Source organism: Brevibacterium iodinum ATCC 49514, assembly GCF_900169265.1.
In the GTDB taxonomy this organism is placed as follows: domain Bacteria; phylum Actinomycetota; class Actinomycetes; order Actinomycetales; family Brevibacteriaceae; genus Brevibacterium; species Brevibacterium iodinum.
Genome location: NZ_FXYX01000001.1, coordinates 404,195 through 425,740 on the forward strand (window position 1 = coordinate 404,195; position 21,546 = coordinate 425,740).

General features: G+C 64.7%; 17 protein-coding genes. 1 reads left to right on the forward strand and 16 read right to left on the reverse strand.

All coding sequences use genetic code 11. The features are described 5' to 3' along the window. Positions 1–164: 164 nt before the first annotated feature. The 3 genes from BI49514_RS01880 to BI49514_RS01890 all read right to left on the reverse strand — a co-directional run bounded on the left by BI49514_RS01880 (position 165) and on the right by BI49514_RS01890 (position 4,944). Positions 165–1,280 (reverse strand): LLM class flavin-dependent oxidoreductase, encoded by a 1,116-nt coding sequence (locus BI49514_RS01880; RefSeq protein WP_101543769.1) that lies wholly within the window; start codon positions 1,278–1,280, stop codon positions 165–167. Positions 1,281–1,423: 143 nt separating this feature from the next. Further along, positions 1,424–3,652: an HNH endonuclease signature motif containing protein gene (locus tag BI49514_RS01885; protein WP_167443978.1), complete on the reverse strand. Its 2,229-nt coding sequence runs from the start codon at positions 3,650–3,652 to the stop codon at positions 1,424–1,426. A gap of 632 nt (positions 3,653–4,284) precedes the next feature. Next, a complete protein-coding gene (locus BI49514_RS01890; protein ID WP_244195215.1) occupies positions 4,285–4,944 on the reverse strand; it encodes a helix-turn-helix domain-containing protein in 660 nt (219 codons plus the stop codon). 108 nt (positions 4,945–5,052) lie between these two features. Between BI49514_RS01890 and BI49514_RS01895 the strand changes: the two genes are divergently transcribed. Further along, positions 5,053–6,081 (forward strand): NAD(P)/FAD-dependent oxidoreductase, encoded by a 1,029-nt coding sequence (locus BI49514_RS01895; RefSeq protein ID WP_101543774.1) that lies wholly within the window; start codon positions 5,053–5,055, stop codon positions 6,079–6,081. Between the two features lie 301 nt (positions 6,082–6,382). Here BI49514_RS01895 and BI49514_RS01900 read toward each other — a convergent pair whose 3' ends face one another. The 13 genes from BI49514_RS01900 to BI49514_RS01960 all read right to left on the reverse strand — a co-directional run bounded on the left by BI49514_RS01900 (position 6,383) and on the right by BI49514_RS01960 (position 21,542). After that, positions 6,383–6,778 carry a universal stress protein gene (locus BI49514_RS01900; RefSeq protein ID WP_101543775.1) on the reverse strand — a complete coding sequence of 132 codons (396 nt, stop codon included), beginning with the start codon at positions 6,776–6,778 and terminating at the stop codon, positions 6,383–6,385. Positions 6,779–6,995: 217 nt separating this feature from the next. Then, positions 6,996–8,429 carry an APC family permease gene (locus tag BI49514_RS01905; RefSeq protein ID WP_244195216.1) on the reverse strand — a complete coding sequence of 478 codons (1,434 nt, stop codon included), beginning with the start codon at positions 8,427–8,429 and terminating at the stop codon, positions 6,996–6,998. Positions 8,430–8,534: 105 nt separating this feature from the next. Next, positions 8,535–9,236, reverse strand: a complete 702-nt coding sequence (locus BI49514_RS01910) for a type 1 glutamine amidotransferase (RefSeq protein ID WP_101543777.1) — start codon at positions 9,234–9,236, stop codon at positions 8,535–8,537. Further along, positions 9,233–10,360 (reverse strand): dipeptidase, encoded by a 1,128-nt coding sequence (locus BI49514_RS01915; protein WP_101543778.1) that lies wholly within the window; start codon positions 10,358–10,360, stop codon positions 9,233–9,235. Before BI49514_RS01915 ends, BI49514_RS01910 begins: the two co-directional genes overlap by 4 nt. A gap of 217 nt (positions 10,361–10,577) precedes the next feature. Beyond that, on the reverse strand, positions 10,578–11,735 hold the full coding sequence (locus tag BI49514_RS01920) for a DUF819 family protein (RefSeq protein ID WP_101543780.1): 1,158 nt from the start codon (positions 11,733–11,735) through the stop codon (positions 10,578–10,580). Between the two features lie 129 nt (positions 11,736–11,864). Beyond that, on the reverse strand, positions 11,865–12,173 hold the full coding sequence (locus tag BI49514_RS01925; protein WP_101543781.1) for a DUF3870 domain-containing protein: 309 nt from the start codon (positions 12,171–12,173) through the stop codon (positions 11,865–11,867). Between the two features lie 59 nt (positions 12,174–12,232). Beyond that, positions 12,233–13,033 (reverse strand): serine hydrolase, encoded by an 801-nt coding sequence (locus tag BI49514_RS01930; RefSeq protein WP_244195217.1) that lies wholly within the window; start codon positions 13,031–13,033, stop codon positions 12,233–12,235. A gap of 28 nt (positions 13,034–13,061) precedes the next feature. After that, positions 13,062–14,072 carry a S66 peptidase family protein gene (locus tag BI49514_RS01935; protein ID WP_101543783.1) on the reverse strand — a complete coding sequence of 337 codons (1,011 nt, stop codon included), beginning with the start codon at positions 14,070–14,072 and terminating at the stop codon, positions 13,062–13,064. Next, positions 14,065–15,720 (reverse strand): ATP-binding cassette domain-containing protein, encoded by a 1,656-nt coding sequence (locus BI49514_RS01940; RefSeq protein WP_101543784.1) that lies wholly within the window; start codon positions 15,718–15,720, stop codon positions 14,065–14,067. The genes BI49514_RS01935 and BI49514_RS01940 overlap by 8 nt, the downstream gene beginning before the upstream one ends. After that, on the reverse strand, positions 15,720–16,703 hold the full coding sequence (locus tag BI49514_RS01945; protein ID WP_101543785.1) for an ABC transporter permease: 984 nt from the start codon (positions 16,701–16,703) through the stop codon (positions 15,720–15,722). Before BI49514_RS01945 ends, BI49514_RS01940 begins: the two co-directional genes overlap by 1 nt. After that, positions 16,703–17,893 (reverse strand): ABC transporter permease, encoded by a 1,191-nt coding sequence (locus tag BI49514_RS01950; RefSeq protein WP_244195218.1) that lies wholly within the window; start codon positions 17,891–17,893, stop codon positions 16,703–16,705. The genes BI49514_RS01945 and BI49514_RS01950 overlap by 1 nt, the downstream gene beginning before the upstream one ends. A gap of 162 nt (positions 17,894–18,055) precedes the next feature. After that, positions 18,056–19,876, reverse strand: a complete 1,821-nt coding sequence (locus BI49514_RS01955) for an ABC transporter substrate-binding protein (protein WP_101543787.1) — start codon at positions 19,874–19,876, stop codon at positions 18,056–18,058. Positions 19,877–20,057: 181 nt separating this feature from the next. Further along, complete coding sequence (locus BI49514_RS01960) at positions 20,058–21,542, reverse strand: type III PLP-dependent enzyme domain-containing protein (RefSeq protein WP_244195219.1); 1,485 nt, start codon at positions 21,540–21,542, stop codon at positions 20,058–20,060. Positions 21,543–21,546: the final 4 nt, after the last annotated feature.

The following is a 21,546-nucleotide window of genomic DNA, read 5'->3' on the forward strand; positions in this document are numbered from 1 at the left end:
GCTGTCACACGACTGTCAGCTTTCATGACACTGTGACAGGATAACGCGGACTGGTCGTGGATTGAAGTCCACTTGCCCGAATCGATGCTGAGCTGAGACTTCGGCCCGGCGGCGATGGCCGATATCTGCCCTGACCGGAACCGGGGGCAGACCTCAGCCAGGTCTCACATATCGGTGCCTGCAACAGCGACGCCGGAAGCTCCGGTGGAGCCGAGGAATTCCGTGGCAAGCAGGTCGATCGTCTGAGTCCGTCCTGGGTCTTCGCGTACGTCTTCGCCTTCCATGGCGCCGGCGATCGGTTGGATCATGATCTCATCGACTTCGAAGCGCTCGGCGAGTTCCTCGAGCTGCGAGGACACGGATTTCGTGTCGCCGATGATCCAGTTGCCTGAGAGCTCTTCGCCGACCATGCGCTCTTGGTCGGTCATCACCGATCGCACGTCGTCGCCGGCCAGGTGCAGCTTCTCCATCGGTCCGCCGGTGCGCATTCTGGCCATCTGCAGCATGAAGGGCTCCGAGCGCAGCCGCGCTTCTTCCTCGGTAGGTGCTGCGACGACATTGGCCGTGACAAAGGTCTGCGGCTGGTCACCATAGGCGCCAGGCGTGAAGTTGTCTCGGTAGATCTTCATTCCAGTGGTGGCACCCGACGCGAAGTGGTTGGCGAAGACATAGGGCATGCCGAGTTCAGCTGCCAGCCTGGCCGAGTAACCGGATGAGCCGAGCAGCCACGGCAGCGGCCGCGTTCCCGGAGCTGCCGCGGGAGTCGCCTTGAGCACATGTTCGCGTCCACCGTGAAGCGGAACTCGCATCCCCTCGGGCCGCATGAGGCTGAGAGTGTCGATCACGTGCTGGGGGAACTGTTCGACGGGATCGATTGCCCGTCCTTCACGGTCGACCATCCGTCCTTCACCGAGGTGGCCGCGCATTGCCGCCGACGTGATCGGATCCGTCCCCGGTGCACGACCGATTCCCAGATCGATGCGGTCGCCGTAGACAGCGGAGAGCAGAGCGAACAGCTCTGCGACCGCCAGCGGGGCATGATTGGGAAGCATGACTCCACCGGACCCGAGGCGGATCTGCTGTGTTCCCTGGCCGAGGTGCATGAGTTCGGGCCCAGGCATCGTCGATGCGATCGAGGGCATGTTGTGGTGCTCTGCGACCCAATAGCGGGTGAATCCGAGCTTGTCGGCCGTGTCGATGATCTGCTTTGAGGCGGCGAAGGAGTCTGCTGTCGTCTGTCCCGTACGGACAGGAACGAGGTCAAGGATCGAAAGCTTCATAACGAGGCAACAGTGCATGTGAGAAGAACATTCCGTTCTTCGCGGTTCATGCCGCGAATGAACCGCACCATTGTTCTCGGCTACGTGTCCTTCGAATAGAAGTCACACTGCCGGGGTGTGTGTCGGCTGAACTTAGGTGCTTGTCAGCCGAAGAGAGTCTCTCCGATTTCCCGCGCAATGAACCGAGCGTGGAGCACCGGTTCCTGTGCTGGGTCGATGGTCGCCGCTGGCACCCACGCGGGCCGACCGCCGATGAGCATCCTGCAGTCCCAATCGGTGTAATCAAGCAGGTGGTGATGCGCTGAACAGGCCAAAGTGAGATTGTTGACGTCGGTCTTGCCGTTCTGCGCCCATGGGACGATATGGTGCGCTTCGCACCAGCCGGGAGGAGTGTCGCATCCGGGGAACGTGCATCCCTGGTCACGGCTCGCGAGAATTGCCAGCTGTTTCTCTGTGGCCAACCTTCGTTCTGTCGCCAGTGCCAACGATTTCGCTTTCTCGCCCATCAGGTGGAAGAAGACCGATCCGTTCAGTCCTTCCAGTGCAGCGGAATTGATCGGAAACGGCGCTTCGGCCCCCGTGACACCCTTGCCGGTCTGGTTCGCCAGATCTTCTGCCTTGGCTGTGACGACCAGTGCGTAGGCCGCTCCGGCCTTGATGCGGTTCATTTCGATGCTGCCGATGACGCTGGAGAAACGTTCGTAGATGCGACGCCGGACACTCGGCTGCTCAGCGGCCATCGTCACCAGTGAGCCGTCCTGCCTCACCCCGGCTCCCTGCGGGATCTCACCATTCGCGCCGACCTGTGGCGGGGTGAAGTCGAGCGAGGGGTCGAGACAGTCCGAGCGGTCGCCGCGCAGAACCTCCGCATAGGCGTCGATTACTTCCTGGTCGAGGTCGCTCACACTGGCACTGCCGCTTTCGACTGCGGAGCGGGCGTCGTCGGCAGAACGGGTATCATCGGTGGCGCTCGCTCCGTCGATTGGGCGTTCGCCATCCGCGGGAGCGGCATCGATGCCCGCCGCATTCGCGCACCTGTCCTCGTCAGACTGAGAATCGGTTTTGATGCGCGAAGTCAGCAAGCCATTGAGAATCCCACCGGTCTCCTCGTCGAGGTGACCTTTGAGGGTCCACGTTCCGTCCTTCGCCTGGCGCAGGTTGACAGCGAAGCTGTCCCGGTCTGCCGCTTCTTTCGGTTCCTGGCCGTCGGGATCGATCCAGCCCAGGATCTCTTCGAAGAGTGCATGGATATCGCAGACGCGAACCGCCTGAGCCTTTTCGACGAGCAGACTTTCAGCCTTGATCTTATCGTCCTCCGACACGATCACAGGCAGGTTCTTCAAGCATTTGGAGATCGTCGACGCCTGGTTTGCCGAGAGTACTCCTTCACGAAGGGCCGCTGCGAGAATCGGAAACTGCGCCTCGATCGATTCCCCGCTGATGCTGGTCCGCTTTCCCAGGCACTCAGCGAGCTGAGTGCGGCGGTAGGCCTCTTGTGCGGAAAGATTGAGGCGATGTTGGACCAGCGCCTTCGTCGTCTTCGCCCCGTAATCGCGGGGCGTGCCGACACGTTCGAACACGGAGAGCGTCACGACCGATAGGGACTCTGTCAGACGGTTCAAGGTCTCAAGACCGTCGAGAAGAGTCACCGCATCATCGGGCCCCATGGGCCGGGTGAAGTCGTGGAGCCCGTCGAGCAGGCCCTGCAGAGCGCAGATGCTTTCTGTGACTTCCGGGGCAGCGTGCTTCAAGTCTGACCAGCGAAACTCGTCGAGCAGAGGATGCGCGTCAGCTTCTGAGTCATGGCGTTCGGCAAGTGCCTTGTGTCGCTCCGCGCGTTCTGCCTCAGCGATACGTTCAGCTTCTTCCTGCGCCCGCTTCTTCGCCTCGTACCGCTGAACGTGGGCGTTCCACTCCGCTCTTTCACGCGCGAGTTCTTCGTCCTCTGCGCGAGCCGGCGGGTTCTTCTTCAGGAACTCCTCACGCTCCGCAGCTCTCTGTGCCTCACGTTCTTCGCGCTTTGCCTTCATCCACGCGCTTTGGCGTGCTTCGATCTCTTTGATGCATGCCTGGACCTCTGCCTCGGTCTCCGGCATCGTCGTCCTGCTCGACCAGGGCCCCTGCCCGGCGAGGATATCGCCGTTCGGAAGAGCAGGCACCGCTGCGTCAGCCTCGATAGCGGTTGCTTGACTGCCGTCTCCCGCGGTTACGACGCCGTCGACGACTGCAGGGCTGCCGTCTTCGACGGCGTCATCCTGTCCGTCACCAGCTTGGTCGGCGACCGCCTCGCCGTCGGCCAGGTTGTCGGCGATCCCGTCGAATCTGTCGGCGAGAGGATGACCGGTCAGATCGAATCCGGCCTCAGCGAGCAACTCCCGATACGTCGACCTGGAGGAGCCACCGTCGGCAGACCGGGCAGAAGAGCCGGCTGCAGTTGGAGAGAGGTCACTGGGCGGTGAACCCTGAGGGGGTGGTGCCTGCGAAGCCTTTCCTGCTTCGCGATCATCGTGCTCGTCGTACCTTCGGTCGGGGATGAGGGCCATCTTCGCTTTATCCGTTCATCATCGTTGATGTCTTCGGCTTGGCTCTATTCTAATCCATAAATAGAACAGAGTCGATAGTTCTGTGCTATTTATTTGATATTTTTCCCCTCAATACGATTTTCTACTATTTGTGCTGGTCAATGGATATTTCACTCCGAGTGCGGTGTTTGACAATGATCGCCGGCGACGGCCAGAAGAGGGGTCTCTCACCGACGGTGTCGACGAAGTGGACCAAGACTACTTCTCGCCACTGACGCGAGCACGCGGGGCCAGCACCCCGCAACAGCCACGCAGGCAGCACCCCGCCGCAGCCACCCAGGCAACACCCCGCCGCAGCCACCCAGGCAGAACTCACACCCAGCCGCAGCCACCCAGGCGGAACTCACATCCCGCCACAATCAAGCGCGCACAACCGACGCCCCGTCGCATCCACGAGCGCCTGCGCCGCCCCACAGCTCCACTCAGCTCTTCATATGAACGCGCTGTCCTTCGGGTCCGAACAGGCTGAGATACTCGACCCCGGCATCATCGGCTCCCCCGAACCAGTGCGGAGTGCGCGTATCAAACTCCGCCGCCTCTCCAGCGCTGAGGACCATCGTCCGGTCGCCGAGTATGAGGGTCAGGCGACCGCGGATCACATACACCCATTCGAATCCTGGGTGAGTCTTCAGCGCACCGAGCTTCGGTGTCTGCCGACCGTCGACGATGTGCTTGAAGGCCTGCACTCCGATCGCTCCGCGGCTGAGCGGCAGGATCGTCTGATCATGGAACTTCCGCGGTGAGATATGAATGCGCGGATCCCCGATCGGCGGAGTCCCCACAAGCTCATCGAGCGGGAGCCCATAGACCCCAGCCAGCGGCAACAGCAGCTCCAAACTCGGCTTGCGCTTCCCGGATTCCAAGCGCGACAGTGTGCTCGTCGACATGCCGGCAAGCTCAGCCACCTCGTCGAGTGTGCGCCCCTGCTCCTGCCGAAGCCCTCGCAGGCGAGCGCCGACACCGGCCAACGACTGTCTGATGGCCTCCTGCGCCTCGACCGGGGCGGACCCATCGGAGAGGATCTCCGACATCCGACCCGCCGCATGAGCGGCACGCTTCCCTGACTCTCCTGGCTCTTCCATGCCCTCAGCATGACAGAGTTTGCTATTTCGCAAACGCGTTTGCACTTTTACACGGGCCAGGAACACGCTCGAATAGACGCCGACCACCCATCAGCACACAGGAGAATCATGACCACCCAAACTGCACCCGCAAACTCCCAGCCAACTGCGCCCGATTCGTCGGCCGAATCCACGCAGGACTCCTTCGATGTCGCCGTCATCGGCGGTGGGGCAGGCGGCCTCGCCGCATCGATCGCCTTGGCCCGCTCGCTGCGATCCGTCGTCGTCATCGACGCAGGTCAGCTGCGCAATTCCTCTAGCGCGCACGCGCACAACGTCCTCGGCCACGAAGGCATCAGGCCTCAGGATCTCGTGGCGAAAGGCCGCGCCGAGGCCGAGGAATACGGCGTTGCCTTCATCGATGCGACTGTGCAGCAAGCACGCACGATCGATTCGGAACCCCACCCAGCTGAGGAGGCTCCGCGCCATCGGTTCGAACTGACCACCTCGGCGGGGGTCATTGTCAGGGTCCGACGCATCATCATCGCCACCGGTTTGAGCGGCGAACTTCCGGACATCCCGGGTCTCGCGGAAGGCTGGGGCGACACCGTCCTGCACTGCCCCTACTGCCACGGCTTCGAGGTGCGCGGACAGCGCATCGGAGTCGTCGGCACAACGGCCATGTCATACCACCAGGCGATGCTGTTCTCCCAGCTCAGCGACCGCGTCAGCTTCATCCGGCACAACGCTCCCGCCCCTGATCCCGAACAGACGGCAATGCTCGATACGCTCGGCATCGGGTTCATCGATTCCACCGTCACCGAGGTGGCCCGCACCGAGTCCGACACCGTCGTTTCACTGGCGGCCGCCGAATCCGCGGACGGAGCGGAATCTCCTACCTTCGATGCGCTCACCGTCGGTGCATATGGTCGAGCGAATGCCGACCTGTTCGCCCAGCTCGGAGGCGAGGTCGTCGCTCACCCGAGCGGGATGGGCACCTATATTCCGACGCAGATGGCCGGACAGACCGATGTGCCCGGCGTCTGGGCGGTCGGCAACAGCGCAGACGTCTCAGCGATGGTCGTGGTCAGCACAGCCAGCGGGGTGATGGCCGGCGCTCATGTCAACGCCGATCTCATCATGGAGCGGCTCGGCTGAGACGTGCGTGAGGCGGGTGCATGACAGCCCAGCAAGCCTCGTTGCGTGCGCGCTGCGGACGCGCCCGCAGCAATGCAAGCGCGGACGCCCCGCGGCGAAGTGAGCCGGGGGCGCGGGTGCGTCCTCTCGTACCCGCGACCAGGGAAGCGCAGGCGTCACGAATTTGCGGGGCGGCCCTTTTCGCGGGCCACCGCCGCAGTTGTCGCGCTGTTGCGGCGCGGCCTGCCTCCGCCGGCCACGCAGACATCACGCATGCACAACTTGCCCCGTCGCCGCGGGTCACGTCGCCGCGGTCAAGCCCTCAGTGCGCGGCTTTGACGCACAGCACCGGGGCTTCGGCGTCGAGGATGACCTTCTGAATCGTCGACCCGAGCAGGAATTTTCCGACCGGGGTGCGCTTCCGGGTTCCGAGCACGATCAGTTCGGCTCCCACCTCGTTGGCGGTGTCGAGGATCTGTTCGGCCGGGTCGTACTCGCTGCCCAAGGTCAGCACGCGGAATTCGACGTCCGCCCTGGTCAGGTAGTTGTTGACCGATTTGAGCTCCCCTTCGCCGAGGCGGTAGGAGTCGCTGCGCTGCGCCGACCGTGACGCATTGACGACGACGAGCTCCTTACCGTCCTTCTTCGCCTGCGCGATGCCGGCATCGAGAGCAGCGTGTCCGGCGGGATTGTTGACGTAACCGACGAGTACTGTCATTTTTCACCTTCGTTGGATTGAGCTGTACAGATCCGAGCGCGCAGGTCGGGAACCCACCGTCCCAGCATATCGAGAGATGCAGACATCGGTCGGCGAGCGGCCCCGGCCGCACCGCCTCGGCGAGAGATCGCACCGTCCCCGCGGGGGCGGGCACCGCCTCGACGAGGGACGGTTCCGTGCCGGGAAAGGACGGCGCCGCCTCGGCGAGGGGATGAGCTCACGACAGCTCTTCGGGATTGCGGAATCGGGTGCTCGTGCCCTTCGTCGAACGGTTCCAGAACCAGGTCACGGCCCACAGAACGACGCCGATGCCGACGAGCGCCGCTGCGATCTGATACTGGATGAGCTCATCGAGGCGAGCCCACGGACCGACGAGGAACACGCAGGTGATGACGCCGATCCACGGCAGAATCGTCGGTGCCTTGAAGTGTTCGGCATTGCCGGACTTGTCCTTGCGCAGGATGAGCACGGCGACGTTGACGACGGCGAACACTGCCAACAGCAGCAGCGAGGTGGTGCCGCCCAGGGATGCGGTCACCGTCTCGGGCAGGATCGTGGTCACGAAGAAGATGAGCGCGAAGGCGATCAGCGTCGTGAAGATGATCGACACCCACGGCGAGCGGCGGCCGGCCAAGACCTTCGCGAACACGGGCGGAAGCACGTTCTGCTTGGCCATACCGTAGAGCAGACGGCTGGCCATGAGCATGTTGATCAGGGCCGAGTTCGCAACGGCGAACATCGTCATGAATGGGAAGATCGTATCGATCGGCAGGCCCGGAGCACCCTCGCGGACGACCTCGAGCAGCGGCGTCTCGCTCTCGGTGAGCACGCCGATGGGCACTGCTGCGACGGTGACCAGCGAGACGAGGACGTAGATGATGCCGGTGATCGTCAGACCAGAGAGCATGATCTTCGGGAAGATCCGCGGATCCTTCGTCTCCTCGACCATGTTGACCGAATCCTCGAAACCGACCATGGAGAAGAAAGCGAGCGCAGTGGCACCGGTGACCGCGAGGAAGACGCTCTTGTCGCCCTCGGTCTCGAAGATCATCACGCGTGAGAAGTCGGCGTCACCCGAACCGAGTGCGAAGAAGCCGACGACGATGACCAACAGCAGACCGCTCAGCTCGATGAGGGTGAGGACGACGTTGAACCATACGCTCTCGCCGACTCCGCGGAGGTTGATGAGCGCGATGAGGGTGAGGAACGCCAGCGCAATCCACATCACCCCTGTGCCGGAGACGTCCCAACCGAAGCCGGCCACGAGGTTCGCCGCGAAGACATTCGACGCCGTCGATGCCGAGGTGATTCCGGAGCTGAGGACAGCGAAGGCGACGAGGAACGTCACGAAGTGGATTCCGAACGCCTTGTGCGTATAGAGCGCTGCACCCGCGGCCTGCGGATACTTCGTCACGAGTTCCATATAGGAGAAGGCGGTGATCAGCGCGATGAGGAAGGCGAGGATCACCGGTGCCCAACCGGCGCCGCCGACCTGCCCGGCCACCTTGCCCGTCAGAGCATAGACGCCGGTTCCGAGGATGTCACCGACGATGAACAGAAGCAGCAGCTTCGGCCCCATGACCCGCTTGAGGGTCTCGGGCTGGTGTCCGTCACCGGGGTCGATTGTCGTCGTGGGTTCTTTGTCGCTCACGATTCCTCCGTGTCCACTGCGGCGGCTGTGCCGCATACCTGGCAACCCTGACTGTGGTCAGAGCCTCGCCCAGTATGCCTCAGCCACGAGCCTGACACACAAGCTTCAGTTCCGAACCACTGTGAGAAACGCCGAGAACAAGGCCTTCGAATCACGTTCGCCCTCCGGCCCAAGCTCCATCGCTTCTTCCAACAGGGTATCTTTATCGAACCCCAAAGTCTGCAGTTTCTCCGCATCCCAGCGCTCGATGTTCGCCCGCGTCGACTCCGGATGGAACTGCGTCCCCCATGCCCGGCCGACTCGGAACGCCTGGAATTCACAGGCCTCGCTCGTGGCCAGCAGCGTCGCATCCTCCGGGAGGGCGACGATGCGGTCGACGTGGCTTTCGACGAACGACGTCCGCGGTCGGATCGCTGAGAACACCGGGTCCGCGGCCGCCTCGGCGGTGGTGTCGATCCTCGTGTATCCCTTCTCCGGCGCTCCGGTCCGAGCCCGCACATCGCCCCCGATGACGTGGGCGATGAGCTGCCCGCCGAGGCAGATCCCGAACTGCGGCAGATCCGTGGCCAGGGCACGGCGGACGAGTTCGGCCTCATCGGCCAACCACGGGGCACGATCCGTCTCGTCGGGCATGTAGCCGCCGCCGAGCATGATGAGCCCGTCATAGGCATCGAGTTCCGAGGGCACCGGCAGGGGTGAAACCCCGCCGATCCGCAGATCGAATTCGACGTTCTCGCTGATCATCCACCGTGTCAGCAGCCCCGGCTGGGATTCGATGTCATTGACGATGACGAGCAGCCGAGTCATGATTCCGCCCCCGTCGAGGCGGCCGTGCCATTGGCCGCGGACGGTGCGTCGACCGCCGAGCCGAGGAACGCCGTGTACGCATCCTCGTGTGCGTCGAGGACGCGCATCGCATTGTCGAAGCCGATCTTGCGCAGGTCGGTCTGCGACCATCCCCGCGAGGCGAGCTCGGCGAACAGGTTCGGATACTGGCCGGCATCACCGAGTCCGGACGGCAGCTCATCGACTCCGCAGATGTCGCCGCCCAGTCCGATGTGGTCGATGCCGATCCGCTCGCGGACGTAATCGCAATGGTCGGCGACTTGGCCCACGGTCACCTCGGGGGCGGTTCCCTGTTCTCCGGCGTCGACCCATTCGCGGCGGGCGTTCGAGACGAATGAGGGCACGAACGTCATCATCGCCACTCCCCCGTTGTCGGGCACGCGGTCCAAGACGTCGTCCGGGATGTTGCGTGGGTGCGGGTTGAGACCGTACGCGCAGGAGTGGGTGAAGAGGACCGGCAGGGTGCTCTGGTCCAGCGACTGGTGCATGACGGTGGGCGCGACGTGGGAGAGGTCGAGGATCATGCCGATCCGGTTCATCTCCGCCACGATCTCACGGCCGAAGTCGCTCAGGCCTCCGTGGACCGGTTCGTCGGTGGCCGAGTCTGCCCAGGAATGGGTCGTCGACCAGGTGAGAGTCATATAGCGGGCCCCGGCGCGGGCGAAGGACCGCAGCACGGCCAGGGACTCGTCGATCTGCTGACCGCCCTCGACTCCCATGAGGGAGGCGACCTTGCCGGCGGTGCGGGCGGCACGGACATCGGCGGCGGTGCGGGCGAAGGCGAGGCGTTCGGGGTAGGCGGTGACGACGCGCTGGACCGCGTCGATCTGCTCCCAGGTGGCCTTGATCGCGTCTGCGCCGGTGATCGAGGAATGGACGTAGACGGACCAGTACTGCGCGGCCACATGGCCGGCCGCCAGCTGATCCATTGTGGTGAACGGCGACACGGCCGGATCGTTGAGCCCCTCCACGCTGTAGTCGCGTTCCTCGCGCAGATACCAGGCGAGGTCGTTGTGCCCGTCGAAGACGTAGACCGCGGGTGCGGATGCTGTGGCTGCTGTCGATTTGGTGTTGGGGGCGGTCATGGTCGGGTCCTTCCGGTCGGGCGGATTGGTTCGGTGCAGGGGTGGACGGATGCAGGCCGCCGGGGCGGGCGGATGCGAGCTGCCGGGGCGGGCACATGCGAACTGCCAGGGCCGTCAAGACGGTCGGACCGGGCAGGGCATACACGGTGCGTGCATGGAGCGGCACGCCCACGATGGGGAGGTCGGCCGCCTCGGCGAGCTGGGGTCGGTTCGTTCATCATGCCAGCCCGGACAGGATCTGGGCCGACCACAGGCCGAGGAACGTGCCGAGGAACGTGCCCATCAGCGCGAACAGCACACCGACGGGGACGAGCTGCCGGTTGAAGGCTCCCGCGACGACCGGCGCCGAGGCGATTCCGCCGATGTTCGCGGTGCTGGCCACGGCGATGCTGAAGAGCTCGGTGCGGGTGAGCTTGGCGTAGATGAGCATGATGGCGATGTGGACGAGGAGGACGATGATGCCCGCCACCAGGTAGAGCGGCGCTTCGGCCAGGGAGGTGAAGTCCGAACCGGAGGCGATGATGCCGATGATGAGGTAGAGCAGGATCGTCGCGAGCTCATTGGATCCGGCGGTCCTGCCGAACCGAGTCGATCCGATGGCCAGGCCGAGGACGCTGACGATGAGGATCGTCCACGCGGTGCCGTCGATGACCGCTCCGACCTCGGGCAGCAGTTCGCCGAGGCGGATCGCCAGGGCCGAGGCCAGAAGCGCGAATCCGATGAGTCCGAAGATCGACGACAGCGTCATCGGCTTCTCCTCCTCGGCGGCGACTCTGTCGGTGAAGTCGAGCTTCGACATATCGGCCTTCGTCCACTTGTCGAACTTGTCGGAGACCGTGACGGAGGAGAAGACGAGCAGCAGCCAGAAGGAGTAGAGCACCGTGTCGACGATGAGGACGTAGCCGAACACGTTCTCGGGCGCCTGGAGGACCTCCTGCACCGCGACCATGTTCGCCGAACCACCCGTCCAGGAGGCGTTGAGAGCGCCGAAGGCCTTCCACGCCTCGGGGTCGAGGCTGGAGTGCAGGATGAGGAAGCTGATGATGAAGCCTGCGATGATGCTCGCCGCGGTCACCGCGAAGGTGAGCAGCAGCTTGGGCCCGAGCTTGATGATCTGCCGGATATCGCACTTGAACAGCATGAGCAGGATCATCGCGGGCAGCATCACCTCGCGCAGGGTGTCACCGACCGCGGTGATGTCTCCGCCGTCGTGGTCGAAGACGCCGAAGGTGTTGAGCAGCGCCGCCACGATATAGAGGATGACGAAGCCGGGCACATATTTGAAGAGCTTGAAGCGCCCGCTCCGGTCCGCGACGACGAGCCCTGCGGAGATAGCCAGAAGCAGGCTGATGAATAGAAAACCGTCCGTGATCACTAACGACACTTCCTCATTGAAAACGTCCATCCCGGTCCGGGGCATGCCTCCGGGGTGGAGCAATGTGCAGTTGTCGATCGGATCCGGTCCGGTGAGGGCCCGGGCAATCGGGGTGGTCGAACGTGCTGCCTAAGCGGCAACCTCGCGGTACTTCTTCGCGGCGTTGTTCACTGCTGTGATCAGCGCCTTCTGCGAGGATCCGTGGTAGCGGCGCTGGATGCGCTCTATCAGTCGACCGGGGTCCGTGATGTCGGCATCGACGAACAGGCTCCGAATGAAGTTCCGGGTCAGAGCCAACGTCGCCGTGCAGTCCACATCGAGGATTCGGTGGGTGTCCGGCTGGATCTCGAACGCCACGTAGAACAGACCGAACTGGTTGGTGATCGGGTTGTTCGACGGAGCCTTCGCTTCGCCTGTGAGGTAGATCGTATCGGACATCGCCCACCAGACTACCCCACGGCTCTCCACGCCGAGGGTGCTTGCGAATCGAACGACATTCAGAGGAACCGGTGGATCGCGTCGCCGGCTTCGCGCATCACCGGCATGACGTCGACGACGCGGTCGGTGCCCGGCTCCCAGTTCGCGAACACCGCATAGGCGACGCGACGCGTAGGCGTCATCACGATCCCGGCATCGGCCCGGATCGTCCCGTTCGTGCCGGTCTTGTTCCACACCCACACGTCCCGCTGGTAGTTGTAGTGGGCGAGCGGGTCCAGATCGAACGCCGAGGCGACCATCGAGGTGTCCGCGCCGGCTCCCAACCAGCGCCGGAAGACCTCGTTCGTCGACTCGTCCCAGAACTCGTCTTTGGCGTGCCTTGCCATGAAATCACTGAGCTCCGCGGCCGTGCCCGTCGACAGGGTCCGCGGTGCCTTGGCCGGACGCGGCCAACGCAGAAAGTCGTGCAGACCCGAGTTCCGGTACCCGAGCTTCTCCACCTGATTCCCAACATTCTCCAGCCCGACCCTGCGGATGAGCACGTTCGTGGCGAAGTTGTCGCTGAACGCGCCGATGAGCAGAGCGACGTCGAAGATGCTCAGGTCGTCCTGCTCCATGAGGTACCAGATCCCCGACTCGTCAACCCTCTCCGAAGGCCGCCGATGCAGGCGTTCCTCCAGGTCAAGCGTGCCGTCCTTGAACATCTGCAAGGCAGTGTGGAGCAGGAAGACCTTGCCCATGCTGGCCGTGTCGAGTTCGTCGTTCTCATTGTGGGCGAACACCCGTTCCCCGCTGTCGACGTCGAAGGCCAGAGCGCTGAAGCGCACTCCGGGCAGTCCATCGAATTTCAAATCGCTCATCATCATGCTCCTATCCGTCTGGTTTCGTTCATGCCTGCCCAGCCGCGCGATCCACCCACAGCCGCGGCCGCTCCCCGGGCTCCGCCTCGAGCGTGACGTCGACGCCGAGTGGGGCACTCGGCGCATCGGGATCGTGGCCGAAGCCCATCTCCGACACGATCGGTATTCCCAGACCGCCGAGGTAGTCGATCATCAGCGCCTCCACCTCGTGGACGGGCGCGCAGTCCTCCCACGAGCCGAGCACCACCGCATCCGCCGAGGTGAACCACCCGCCGCGGACCAGCTGCACCATGAGATTGTCGAGCCGGTACAGCTCTTCGTCGACGTCTTCGAGCATGAGGATGCTCGGACCCCGACGGTCGCGTCGTTCCCGCACGTCGCTGAGCTCGGGACTGCCCATCCCAGCGGCGATGAGACTGAGATTTCCCCCGCCGAGGCGGCCCTTCGCCGACCCCGGAACCAACGTCTGTGCCCGGCTGAGCGGGCGGGCCGCGTCTTCTGCGGGGAAGCCGAGCTCGCGGCCGCCCCAGGGATGAACCAGCCACGAGGCCACCTCGTCGGGGACGACCGTCGAATTCTTGAACGGGTCGTTGCCGACCATCGGGCAGAACAGGGTGGCCACCCCGAGGTGATGGTCCCAGGCCTGGTGGAATGCGGTGATGTCCGAGGAGCCGGTGAGCAGCTTGGGACGGCCGTCGCGGCGCAGCATGTGCCGGCGCACGAGGTCGAAGTCGATGCCGTCGAGCAGGCGCATGGCTCCGAACCCGCCGCGCAGCGCGATGACCGCATCCGTGTCCGGATCGCACCAGGCGTCGACGAGGTCGGCCCGGCGCTCGGCGTCCGTGCCGGCGAGGTACTTCACCCGCGGATGGCGGGCGCGGATGTGCTCACCGGGCACAACGCGCAGCCCCCAGGATTCGAGCTGAGCGATGGCTCGTTGCAGCGATTCCTCGTCGGTGGGTCCCGACGGCGCGATCAGCCGAACTGTGTCGCCGGCGGCCAAGGGTGCCGTTTCGAGGTACGGGCTCGATTTACTCATTCCTCACCAGACTCTGACTTCCCAGTCGGGGAACCGCGGCGAGCAGCTCCTGCGTGTACTCGTGCTGCGGATCGGACAGCACCCTGTCGACCTCACCGTATTCGACGATCTCGCCTCTCTTCATCACGGCCACCGTATCCGCGATGTTCCAGGCCAGGCCGAGGTCGTGGGTGATGATGAGCGCACTCATTCCGAGGTTCTTCTTCAGCGCGAGGAACAGCGACAGGATCTCCCCGCGCACCGAGGCATCCAGCGACGCCACCGGCTCGTCGGCGATGAGCACCTGCGGGTCGAGCGCCAGTGCGCCGGCGATGACGACGCGTTGCCGCTGTCCGCCGGAGAGTTCCTGCGGAATCGCTTCCAGATAGTCCTCGGCCGGGGTGAGTTCGGCGGCTTCGAGCGCGCCGATGACCCTCTCGTGCTCGCGGTCCTTGATTCCCTGCACCTTCAGACCTTCGACCACGGCTTCGTACACGCTGCGTTTGGGATTGAGCGATCCGGCCGGATCCTGCAGAACCATCTGCACCTTCCGCCGGAATGCTCGCAGCTCCTTCGCCTTCTTCGGCAGAGCCTTGCCCCCGAACGACAGCTGGGAACCCGCTTCCACCTCCTGCAGACCGAGCAGTGACCGCGCCAGAGTCGTCTTTCCCGAACCGGACTGGCCGACGACGGCAAGGATCTCCGCCTTCCGCAGCTGCAGATCCACACCGCGCACCGCACGTTCACGACCCCGGCGGGTGTCGAAGGCGACACTGAGGTTCTTCGCCTCGAGCACCACCTCATCCGTCATGGTGAACGGTTCGGCACGGATCACCTCGGCGGGCTTGAGTGTCCGGGGGTTCAGCCGGGATTCGGGGTCCCCGATCTGCGGAAAGGCACCGGCGAGCTGCTTCGTGTAATCCTCCTGCGGAGACAGGCACACTTCGTCGCTGGGACCGTATTCGACGAGGCGGCCGTGGCGCATGATCGCGAGATTCGCGCACACGGCGGAGAGCACGGCGAGGTCGTGGCTGATCATCAGCAGGGAGATTCCGCGCTCGGCGACGAGACGAGCCAGACCGGACAGGATCTGCTTCTGCACGATGACGTCGAGAGCAGTCGTCGGCTCGTCGGCGATGATGATATCGGGTTCGCAGGCGAGCGCCATGGCGATCATGATGCGCTGTTTCTGCCCGCCGGAGAGCTCGTGCGGATACGCGCTCGACTTCGATGCCTCGAGGTTGACCTCGGCGAGGAGTTCGAACATCCGGTCCCGGCGCTTCTGCGGGGTCGTCCACGTGCCCTTCGAGTGATGTTCGAGGGCTTCGATGATCTGGCTTCCCACCTCGCGGACGGGATTGAGAGAGTGCAGAGCGCCCTGGAAGACGATCGAGGCCTGAGCCCACCTGACAGCGCGGATCTGGCCGAAACTCAGCTCCCGAATGTCCTGCCCGCCGAGGAGGACCCGCCCCTCGAGGCGAGCCGACTTCGGCAGCAGGCGCAGAGCCGACATGATCAGGGTCGACTTCCCCGACCCCGACTCCCCCGCGATGCCTAGAGTGGCACCGGCGGGCAGGTCGAGACTGACGTCTTTCACGGCGACGACATCGCCGCGGTCGGATGAGGAGCGGTAGGTGATCGAAACGTTCTCGAAATGAAGATCGGTCATCAGCGGCTCCTCAGGGCAGGGTTGATGATGGCCTCGAATGCGCGCCCGACCATCGTGAACGCGAGCACGACGAGCAGGATCGCCACACCCGGGGTGAGCACGTACCACCAGTAGCCGGAGGTCGCCGCGGACACGTCCATCGAGTTCTTCAGGATCGTGCCCCACGATTCCTTCGACGTGTCCCCGAGGCCGAGGAACGACAGCGTCGATTCGGCGATGATCGCCCCACCGACGGTCAGCGTCGTGTTCGCGAGCACGAGTGGCATCACCGCCGGCAGCAGATGACGGAACAGGATATGGGAATGCCCGGCACCGAGGATGCGCGCCCTTTCGATGTAGAGCCGGGATTCGACGCTCAACGTCTGCGACCGCACGATCCGTGCGGTCGACGCCCATGAGGTCAGTCCGATGGCGACGACGATCGTGAAGACACCGCGTTCGAGAACGGAGGACAGCACGATCGCGAGAAGCAGGGACGGCAGGACGATGAAGAAGTCGACGATGCGCATGATGATGCCGCCGAACAGCCCCGTGAAGTGACCGGCGGCCAGGCCCATGATGGTGCCGATGATCATCGACATGACGGTCGCTGCGACGCCGACGAGGATCGACACGCGCGCTCCCCAGAGGATGCGCACCCACAGCTCCCGTCCCAGGTCATCGGTGCCCAGGGGGTGGTCAAGGCTCGGCGGGGCATAGCGCGGCACGTCGAGCTGCTTCGTGACATCGAGCATCGAGGCCGGGGCGATGAGCGGGGCGGCGATCGCGATGACGATGAAGAACAGGAGCACGACGGCGCCGATGAGCGCCGGGACGTCGGAGCGGAAGAGCGCCCAGTTCTTCTTCGCGTTGTTCAGGCGGCGTTCGCGCACGAGCTTCGCGCCGTCGACGGCAGGGGTGGATCCCCGTGTCTCCGAACCACGCGGGTTCGGTTCGTTCGATGAGGGGCCGGGGGCCGCCTCGGCAGGGGTGTTCGCGCTCATCAGGCCCTCCTGACGCGGGGATCGAGGAATCGGTAGACGATGTCGGCGGCGAGGTTCATCACGATGATGATCGCGGAGAACACGACGAAGGTGCCCTGCAGCAGCGGCAGGTCGGGGCCGCGAATGGCCTCGAAGGTGAGTTTGCCCAGCCCCGGCCACGAGAACACGGCTTCGACGGTGACGGCGCCGGCGATGAGCCCGCCGATGTGGAGGAAGACGACGGTGACGGTCGGCAGCAGCGCATTGGGCACGGCGTGACGGCGGCGGACCTCATCCTCGGTGAGGCCTTTCGCGCGGGCGGTCGTGAGGTAGTCCTCGTTCATCTCCTCGAGCAGGGAGGCGCGCATGATCATGAGGAACTGCGCGTAGACGACGGCGACGAGCGAGATGACGGGGAGGATGAGGTGTTTGATGACGTCGATGATTCCGGCCGGTGACCACGGGTCGAGGCCGGGGGTGATCATGCCGCCGGTGGGCAGCCATTGGAGGGTGCCGCCGAAGATCATGAGCAGGATGAGGCCGAGCCAGAACGTCGGCACGGACCAGAAGATCAGCGAGGTCGAGGACGCGAGCTTGTCGAACAGGGTGTTGCGGCGCCAGGCTGAGAGCTGTCCGAGCCACAGGCCCAGGACGATGGCGATGACGGCCGCGGTGGCGGTGAGCAGCAGGGTCGGGCCGAGGTATTCGCCGATGAGCGCGGACACCGATTTCCGGTATACGTAGGACTCGCCGAGGTCGCCGGTGACGATGCCGACGAGGTAGTCCCAGAACTGGACGATGACGGGTTTGTCGAGTCCGTACTGGCTGCGCAGTTCGGCGATCTGCGCCGGGGACATCGGTCGTTCCTTCGCGATCTTGAGCACGGGATCGCCGGGCAGCATCCGGAACGCGAAGAAGCCGAGCACGATGACGAGGACCATCGAGGTCGCGGCCCCGCCGAGCTTGCGCAGGAAGTAGCGGGTGAACGATCCGCCGGCCGGTGGTTCGTCCATATCGACGATGGCGGGGTTCGCCGGCTTGGCGAAATTCGCGTCGGCAGGGTTCGCGTTGGCGGGGTCCGCGTCGGCGGGGTTCGCGGATTCCTTCGCCGAGGCGGGACTGGGGTTCGTGGGGTCGGTGCCCGGGTTCGCCGTGCCCGTTCCTCGGTCAGGGCGATCCCCGGAATGGGGATCGTGGGTGGGTGTGCTCACTGTGGTGCTCCAGGTGGTGGGGACGGGACCGTGGGCCCGGGTGCCGCAAGTGGTGCGGACTGGCCCGTGAGTCCGGGTGCCGCAAGTGGTGGGGACGGGACCGTGGGCCCGGGTGCCGCAGGTGGTGCGGATGGTGCGGCACCCGGACAGTGGGTGTGGGGACTATTCGCGGTCGTCGGAATTCTTGCGACGGCTGAGCAGCCAGCCGCCTCCGCCGAGGACGACGATGACCGCTGCCGCGATGCCGATCCAGCCGCCGGCGCCCATTCCGCCTCCGGTGGCTTCCTCTTCGCTGACGGGTTCGACCGAGGAATATCCCCAGTAGCCGACCTGGTTGGCGATAGCACCGCCGTCGCTGGGCTGTTTGGTGAAGTTGTCGAACCGGTCGGAGCGGTAGGCCTCGAGCTGGTTCGGGTACCACAGCGTCACCGAGGGGGCTTCCTCGTAGTGGATGGCCTGGGCCTTCTGCACGAGGTCCTGACGCTTGGCCTGGTCGAGCTCGACGTGCTGAGCCTGATAGAGCTTGTCGAATTCCTTGTTGCACCAGCCGTCCTGGCTGGTGCCGCCGTTGCCGTCGGCGTCGGGGCGCTGACCGCAGGTGTTGATGCTCAGCTGGTAGTCGGGATCGGGATTGATCGACCAGCCGGAGAAGTACATATCGTAGTCGCCCTTGGTGGTGCGTTCGGACACCGTGTCGACGTCAGAGGACTCGTTCTTCAGGTCGATGCCGATGTCCTTCATCCACGGTTTGATGAACTTCGCGGTGCTCTGCTCGATCGGCGCGTCGGCGTCGGTGAGGAAGCGCAGCTGCAGCTTCTCACCGTCCTTCTCGCGGATGCCGCCGGATCCTTCCTTCCAGCCGGCGTCGTCGAGGAGCTTCTTCGCCTCGGCCACGTCGAATCCGCTGATGACGGAGCTGTCGGACTTGAGTGCCCAGTCCGGGTAGACGGCAGGAATGAAGCTCGTGGCCGGCTGCGCATAGTCCTGCATGACCTGTTTGCGCAGGGTCTCGGTGTCGATGCCGGCGCGGATTGCCTGGCGGACCTTCTTGTCCCCCAGCGCCTCGTGGCCGGTGCCGAACTCCTTGCCCTTGGCGTCGGCGACGCCCGGGTTGATGGAGATTCCGTTGAACCGGCGGCCGTTGCCGTCGTTGAGTTCGACGTTGTGCGCGTTCTCCAGCGCCGTGAACTGGTCGGGGCTGAGCCCGGTGATGAAGTCGACTTCGCCGGAGCGGATCGCCTGTACCTGCGCATCGGAGTTCGTGTAGTAGCGGTACTGGATCTCGTCGAGCTTCGGCTTGCCGCGCCAGAAGTTCGGGTTCGCTTTGAGCGTGATCGACTTGTTCGCCTCGTAGCTCTCGAGCTGGAAGGGTCCCGAGCCGACGGACTTCTCATCGTTCTTGAATTCGCCGGGCTTGTCGATCTTCGACCAGACGTGCTCGGGCACGACGGGGATCTCTTGGCCGGGGTTGTTCGCTTGCGGCTTCTTCAGGGTGATCTTGACGGTGCCGTCGTCGGGGGCCTCGACTTTGTCGAAGTTCTCGACGAGGCTGCCGTTGGCCACCGCCATCTCTTCCTTCTCCATCATCTGGTTGTAGGTCCAGGCGACGTCTTTCGAGGTCAGCGGTTCACCGTCGGACCATTTCATGTCCGGACGGATCGTGTAGGTCCAGACCTTGCCCTCGGAGTCCGTGTTCCATTCGGTGGCGAGCCCCTCGGTGATCGAACCGTCCTTGGCGTCGTTGGCCACCAGGTTCTCGTACATGTACCGGAAGGTGTTCGTCGGCACGAGGTAGAAGGACGTGAACGGGTTGAAGGAGTCGATGAAACCGTCGGTGGCGATCCGCAGCACGTTCTCCGACGCCGGAGCCTCCGAGGTGGCAGCCTGCGCCGGGGAGACGGCCATCGATCCGGCAAGGGCGAGTGCTGCGACTCCGGCCAGGCACCGTTGCCAGCCTCTGCGCAGTGAGTGTGAGGTGAGCATCTTCGTCTTTCTTCTCGTGCGGTGATTCACTTGTCCTCCCGGCCCGGGTGAATCTGGGTGTTCTCCCGGGTCAGAGCAGATGTGTTCTCCATCACTCTACGTTCGAAGTGACGTGAAAACGGCACAACAACACACAAATATGCCTGCCGGTCACTGTGCAGATGCCACAGGCGGCTAGAAATCAGCTGCCGTGGGCAAGGGGTTCGGCAGCGGTTTCGCGATCGTGCGGACTCAGCGCGTGGCCCTCAGGGCTCAGCCCGCGGTTCGCCGGGCTCAGCGGGCGCAGTTCGGTCTCGCCCGCCTCGGCGAGGATTTCAGCGACCGCCTGCCCGCGGCGGATGAGGCTGAACTCGATGCCGCCGTCAGTAGCGGTGCGGTAGCCGAAGATCGGCACCCGCGGGAGCAGGTTGTAGGAGAACGGATTCGAGAAGTAGTAGGCACCGGTCTCGGGTACGGCGACGAGGTCACCTGCGTCGAGACGCGGCAGCATCCGATCCCGGGCCAGGAGGTCGCCGGAGAAGCAGGCGGGTCCGGCGACGTCGGTCGGGACGATCTCGGTGTCGGCCTCCTCGGCGGTCTTGGGGTTCCCGTCCGAGGTGAACGGCAGGATCCGCAGGGGCCAGTCGTTCGGGGCATAGGAGGTGCGGGTGGCGACCTGGACACCAGCCTGGGTCATCACGATGCGGCGCCCGCCGGTGGTCTTCGCGTATTCGACGCGGGTGAGGATGGTGCCGGCCTTGGCGAGGAGGGCGCGGCCGAATTCGGTGACGATGTCGAATTCGAACAGGCCCGCCACCTCCCCTTCGAGCACCGAGCGGTAGTCGGCGAAGGTCGGGGTGATGTCCTCGCCGTCGAAGTTCACCGACAGTCCCCCGCCGATGTCGATGCGCGTGATCCGCCTGGTCGAGGCACGGGAGTTGATCTCCTCGGCGAGGTCGACGGCGGCGCGGATTCCGACGGCGGCCTTGTCGAGGCTGATGCCCTGCGAACCGGAGTGGACGTGGATCTGACTCAGCCAGGGGCGAGCGAGGTAGGCCTCGATGAGGGCCTCGCGGGCGCCCGGGTCGGCGAGGCCGATACCGAATTTCGAGGTTTCGGTGGCGGTGCTCAAGGCGCCGATCGCGCCCGTGCCCGACTGCGGATTGATGCGGATTCCGATCTTCGCCGAGGCGGCCGTGCTGTTCCGATCCGCCAGGATCGTGTCGAGGCGGGAGAGTTCGTCGAAGTTGTCGACATTGATCGAGACGCCGAGGTCGACGGCCCGCCACAGTTCGGCCCAGGTCTTGGCCGGGGAGTCGAAGACGATGCGGTCGGCGGCGAACCCGGCCGAGAGTGCGAGTTCGAGTTCGCCGGGGCTGGCGACCTCGCAGCCCGCTCCCGCCTCGGCGAATCGGCGCAGCAGCGACGGCAGCGGCACCGCCTTGCACGCCACTGCATGGAGCACCTCGCGGTTCGATGCGAATGCCGAGGTCAGCCGGTCGAAAGCGGTGTCGACCCAATCGAGGTCCATGAGTCCGATCACGGCCGCCTCATCGGTCAGCGCGGGAACGGAGTCCGACTGCGCGGAGGCGTGTGCCGGCGCCGAATCCGACTGTGCAGGAGCCGAATCCGACGGCGCGGAGGCGTGTGCCGAGTGTGCCGGATCGGCTGAGCGGTGAGGCGACACACTG

What these genes read in the sequence shown, in the direction of transcription:
- BI49514_RS01880 (WP_101543769.1), bottom strand. Translation starts at nt 1,280, where the DNA reads ATGAAGCTTTCGATCCTTGACCTCGTTCCTGTCCGTACGGGACAGACG.
- BI49514_RS01890 (WP_244195215.1), bottom strand. Translation starts at nt 4,944, where the DNA reads ATGGAAGAGCCAGGAGAGTCAGGGAAGCGTGCCGCTCATGCGGCGGGT.
- BI49514_RS01895 (WP_101543774.1), top strand. Translation starts at nt 5,053, where the DNA reads ATGACCACCCAAACTGCACCCGCAAACTCCCAGCCAACTGCGCCCGAT.
- BI49514_RS01900 (WP_101543775.1), bottom strand. Translation starts at nt 6,778, where the DNA reads ATGACAGTACTCGTCGGTTACGTCAACAATCCCGCCGGACACGCTGCT.
- BI49514_RS01910 (WP_101543777.1), bottom strand. Translation starts at nt 9,236, where the DNA reads ATGACTCGGCTGCTCGTCATCGTCAATGACATCGAATCCCAGCCGGGG.
- BI49514_RS01915 (WP_101543778.1), bottom strand. Translation starts at nt 10,360, where the DNA reads ATGACCGCCCCCAACACCAAATCGACAGCAGCCACAGCATCCGCACCC.
- BI49514_RS01925 (WP_101543781.1), bottom strand. Translation starts at nt 12,173, where the DNA reads ATGTCCGATACGATCTACCTCACAGGCGAAGCGAAGGCTCCGTCGAAC.
- BI49514_RS01930 (WP_244195217.1), bottom strand. Translation starts at nt 13,033, where the DNA reads ATGAGCGATTTGAAATTCGATGGACTGCCCGGAGTGCGCTTCAGCGCT.
- BI49514_RS01935 (WP_101543783.1), bottom strand. Translation starts at nt 14,072, where the DNA reads ATGAGTAAATCGAGCCCGTACCTCGAAACGGCACCCTTGGCCGCCGGC.
- BI49514_RS01940 (WP_101543784.1), bottom strand. Translation starts at nt 15,720, where the DNA reads ATGACCGATCTTCATTTCGAGAACGTTTCGATCACCTACCGCTCCTCA.
- BI49514_RS01945 (WP_101543785.1), bottom strand. Translation starts at nt 16,703, where the DNA reads ATGAGCGCGAACACCCCTGCCGAGGCGGCCCCCGGCCCCTCATCGAAC.
- BI49514_RS01955 (WP_101543787.1), bottom strand. Translation starts at nt 19,876, where the DNA reads ATGCTCACCTCACACTCACTGCGCAGAGGCTGGCAACGGTGCCTGGCC.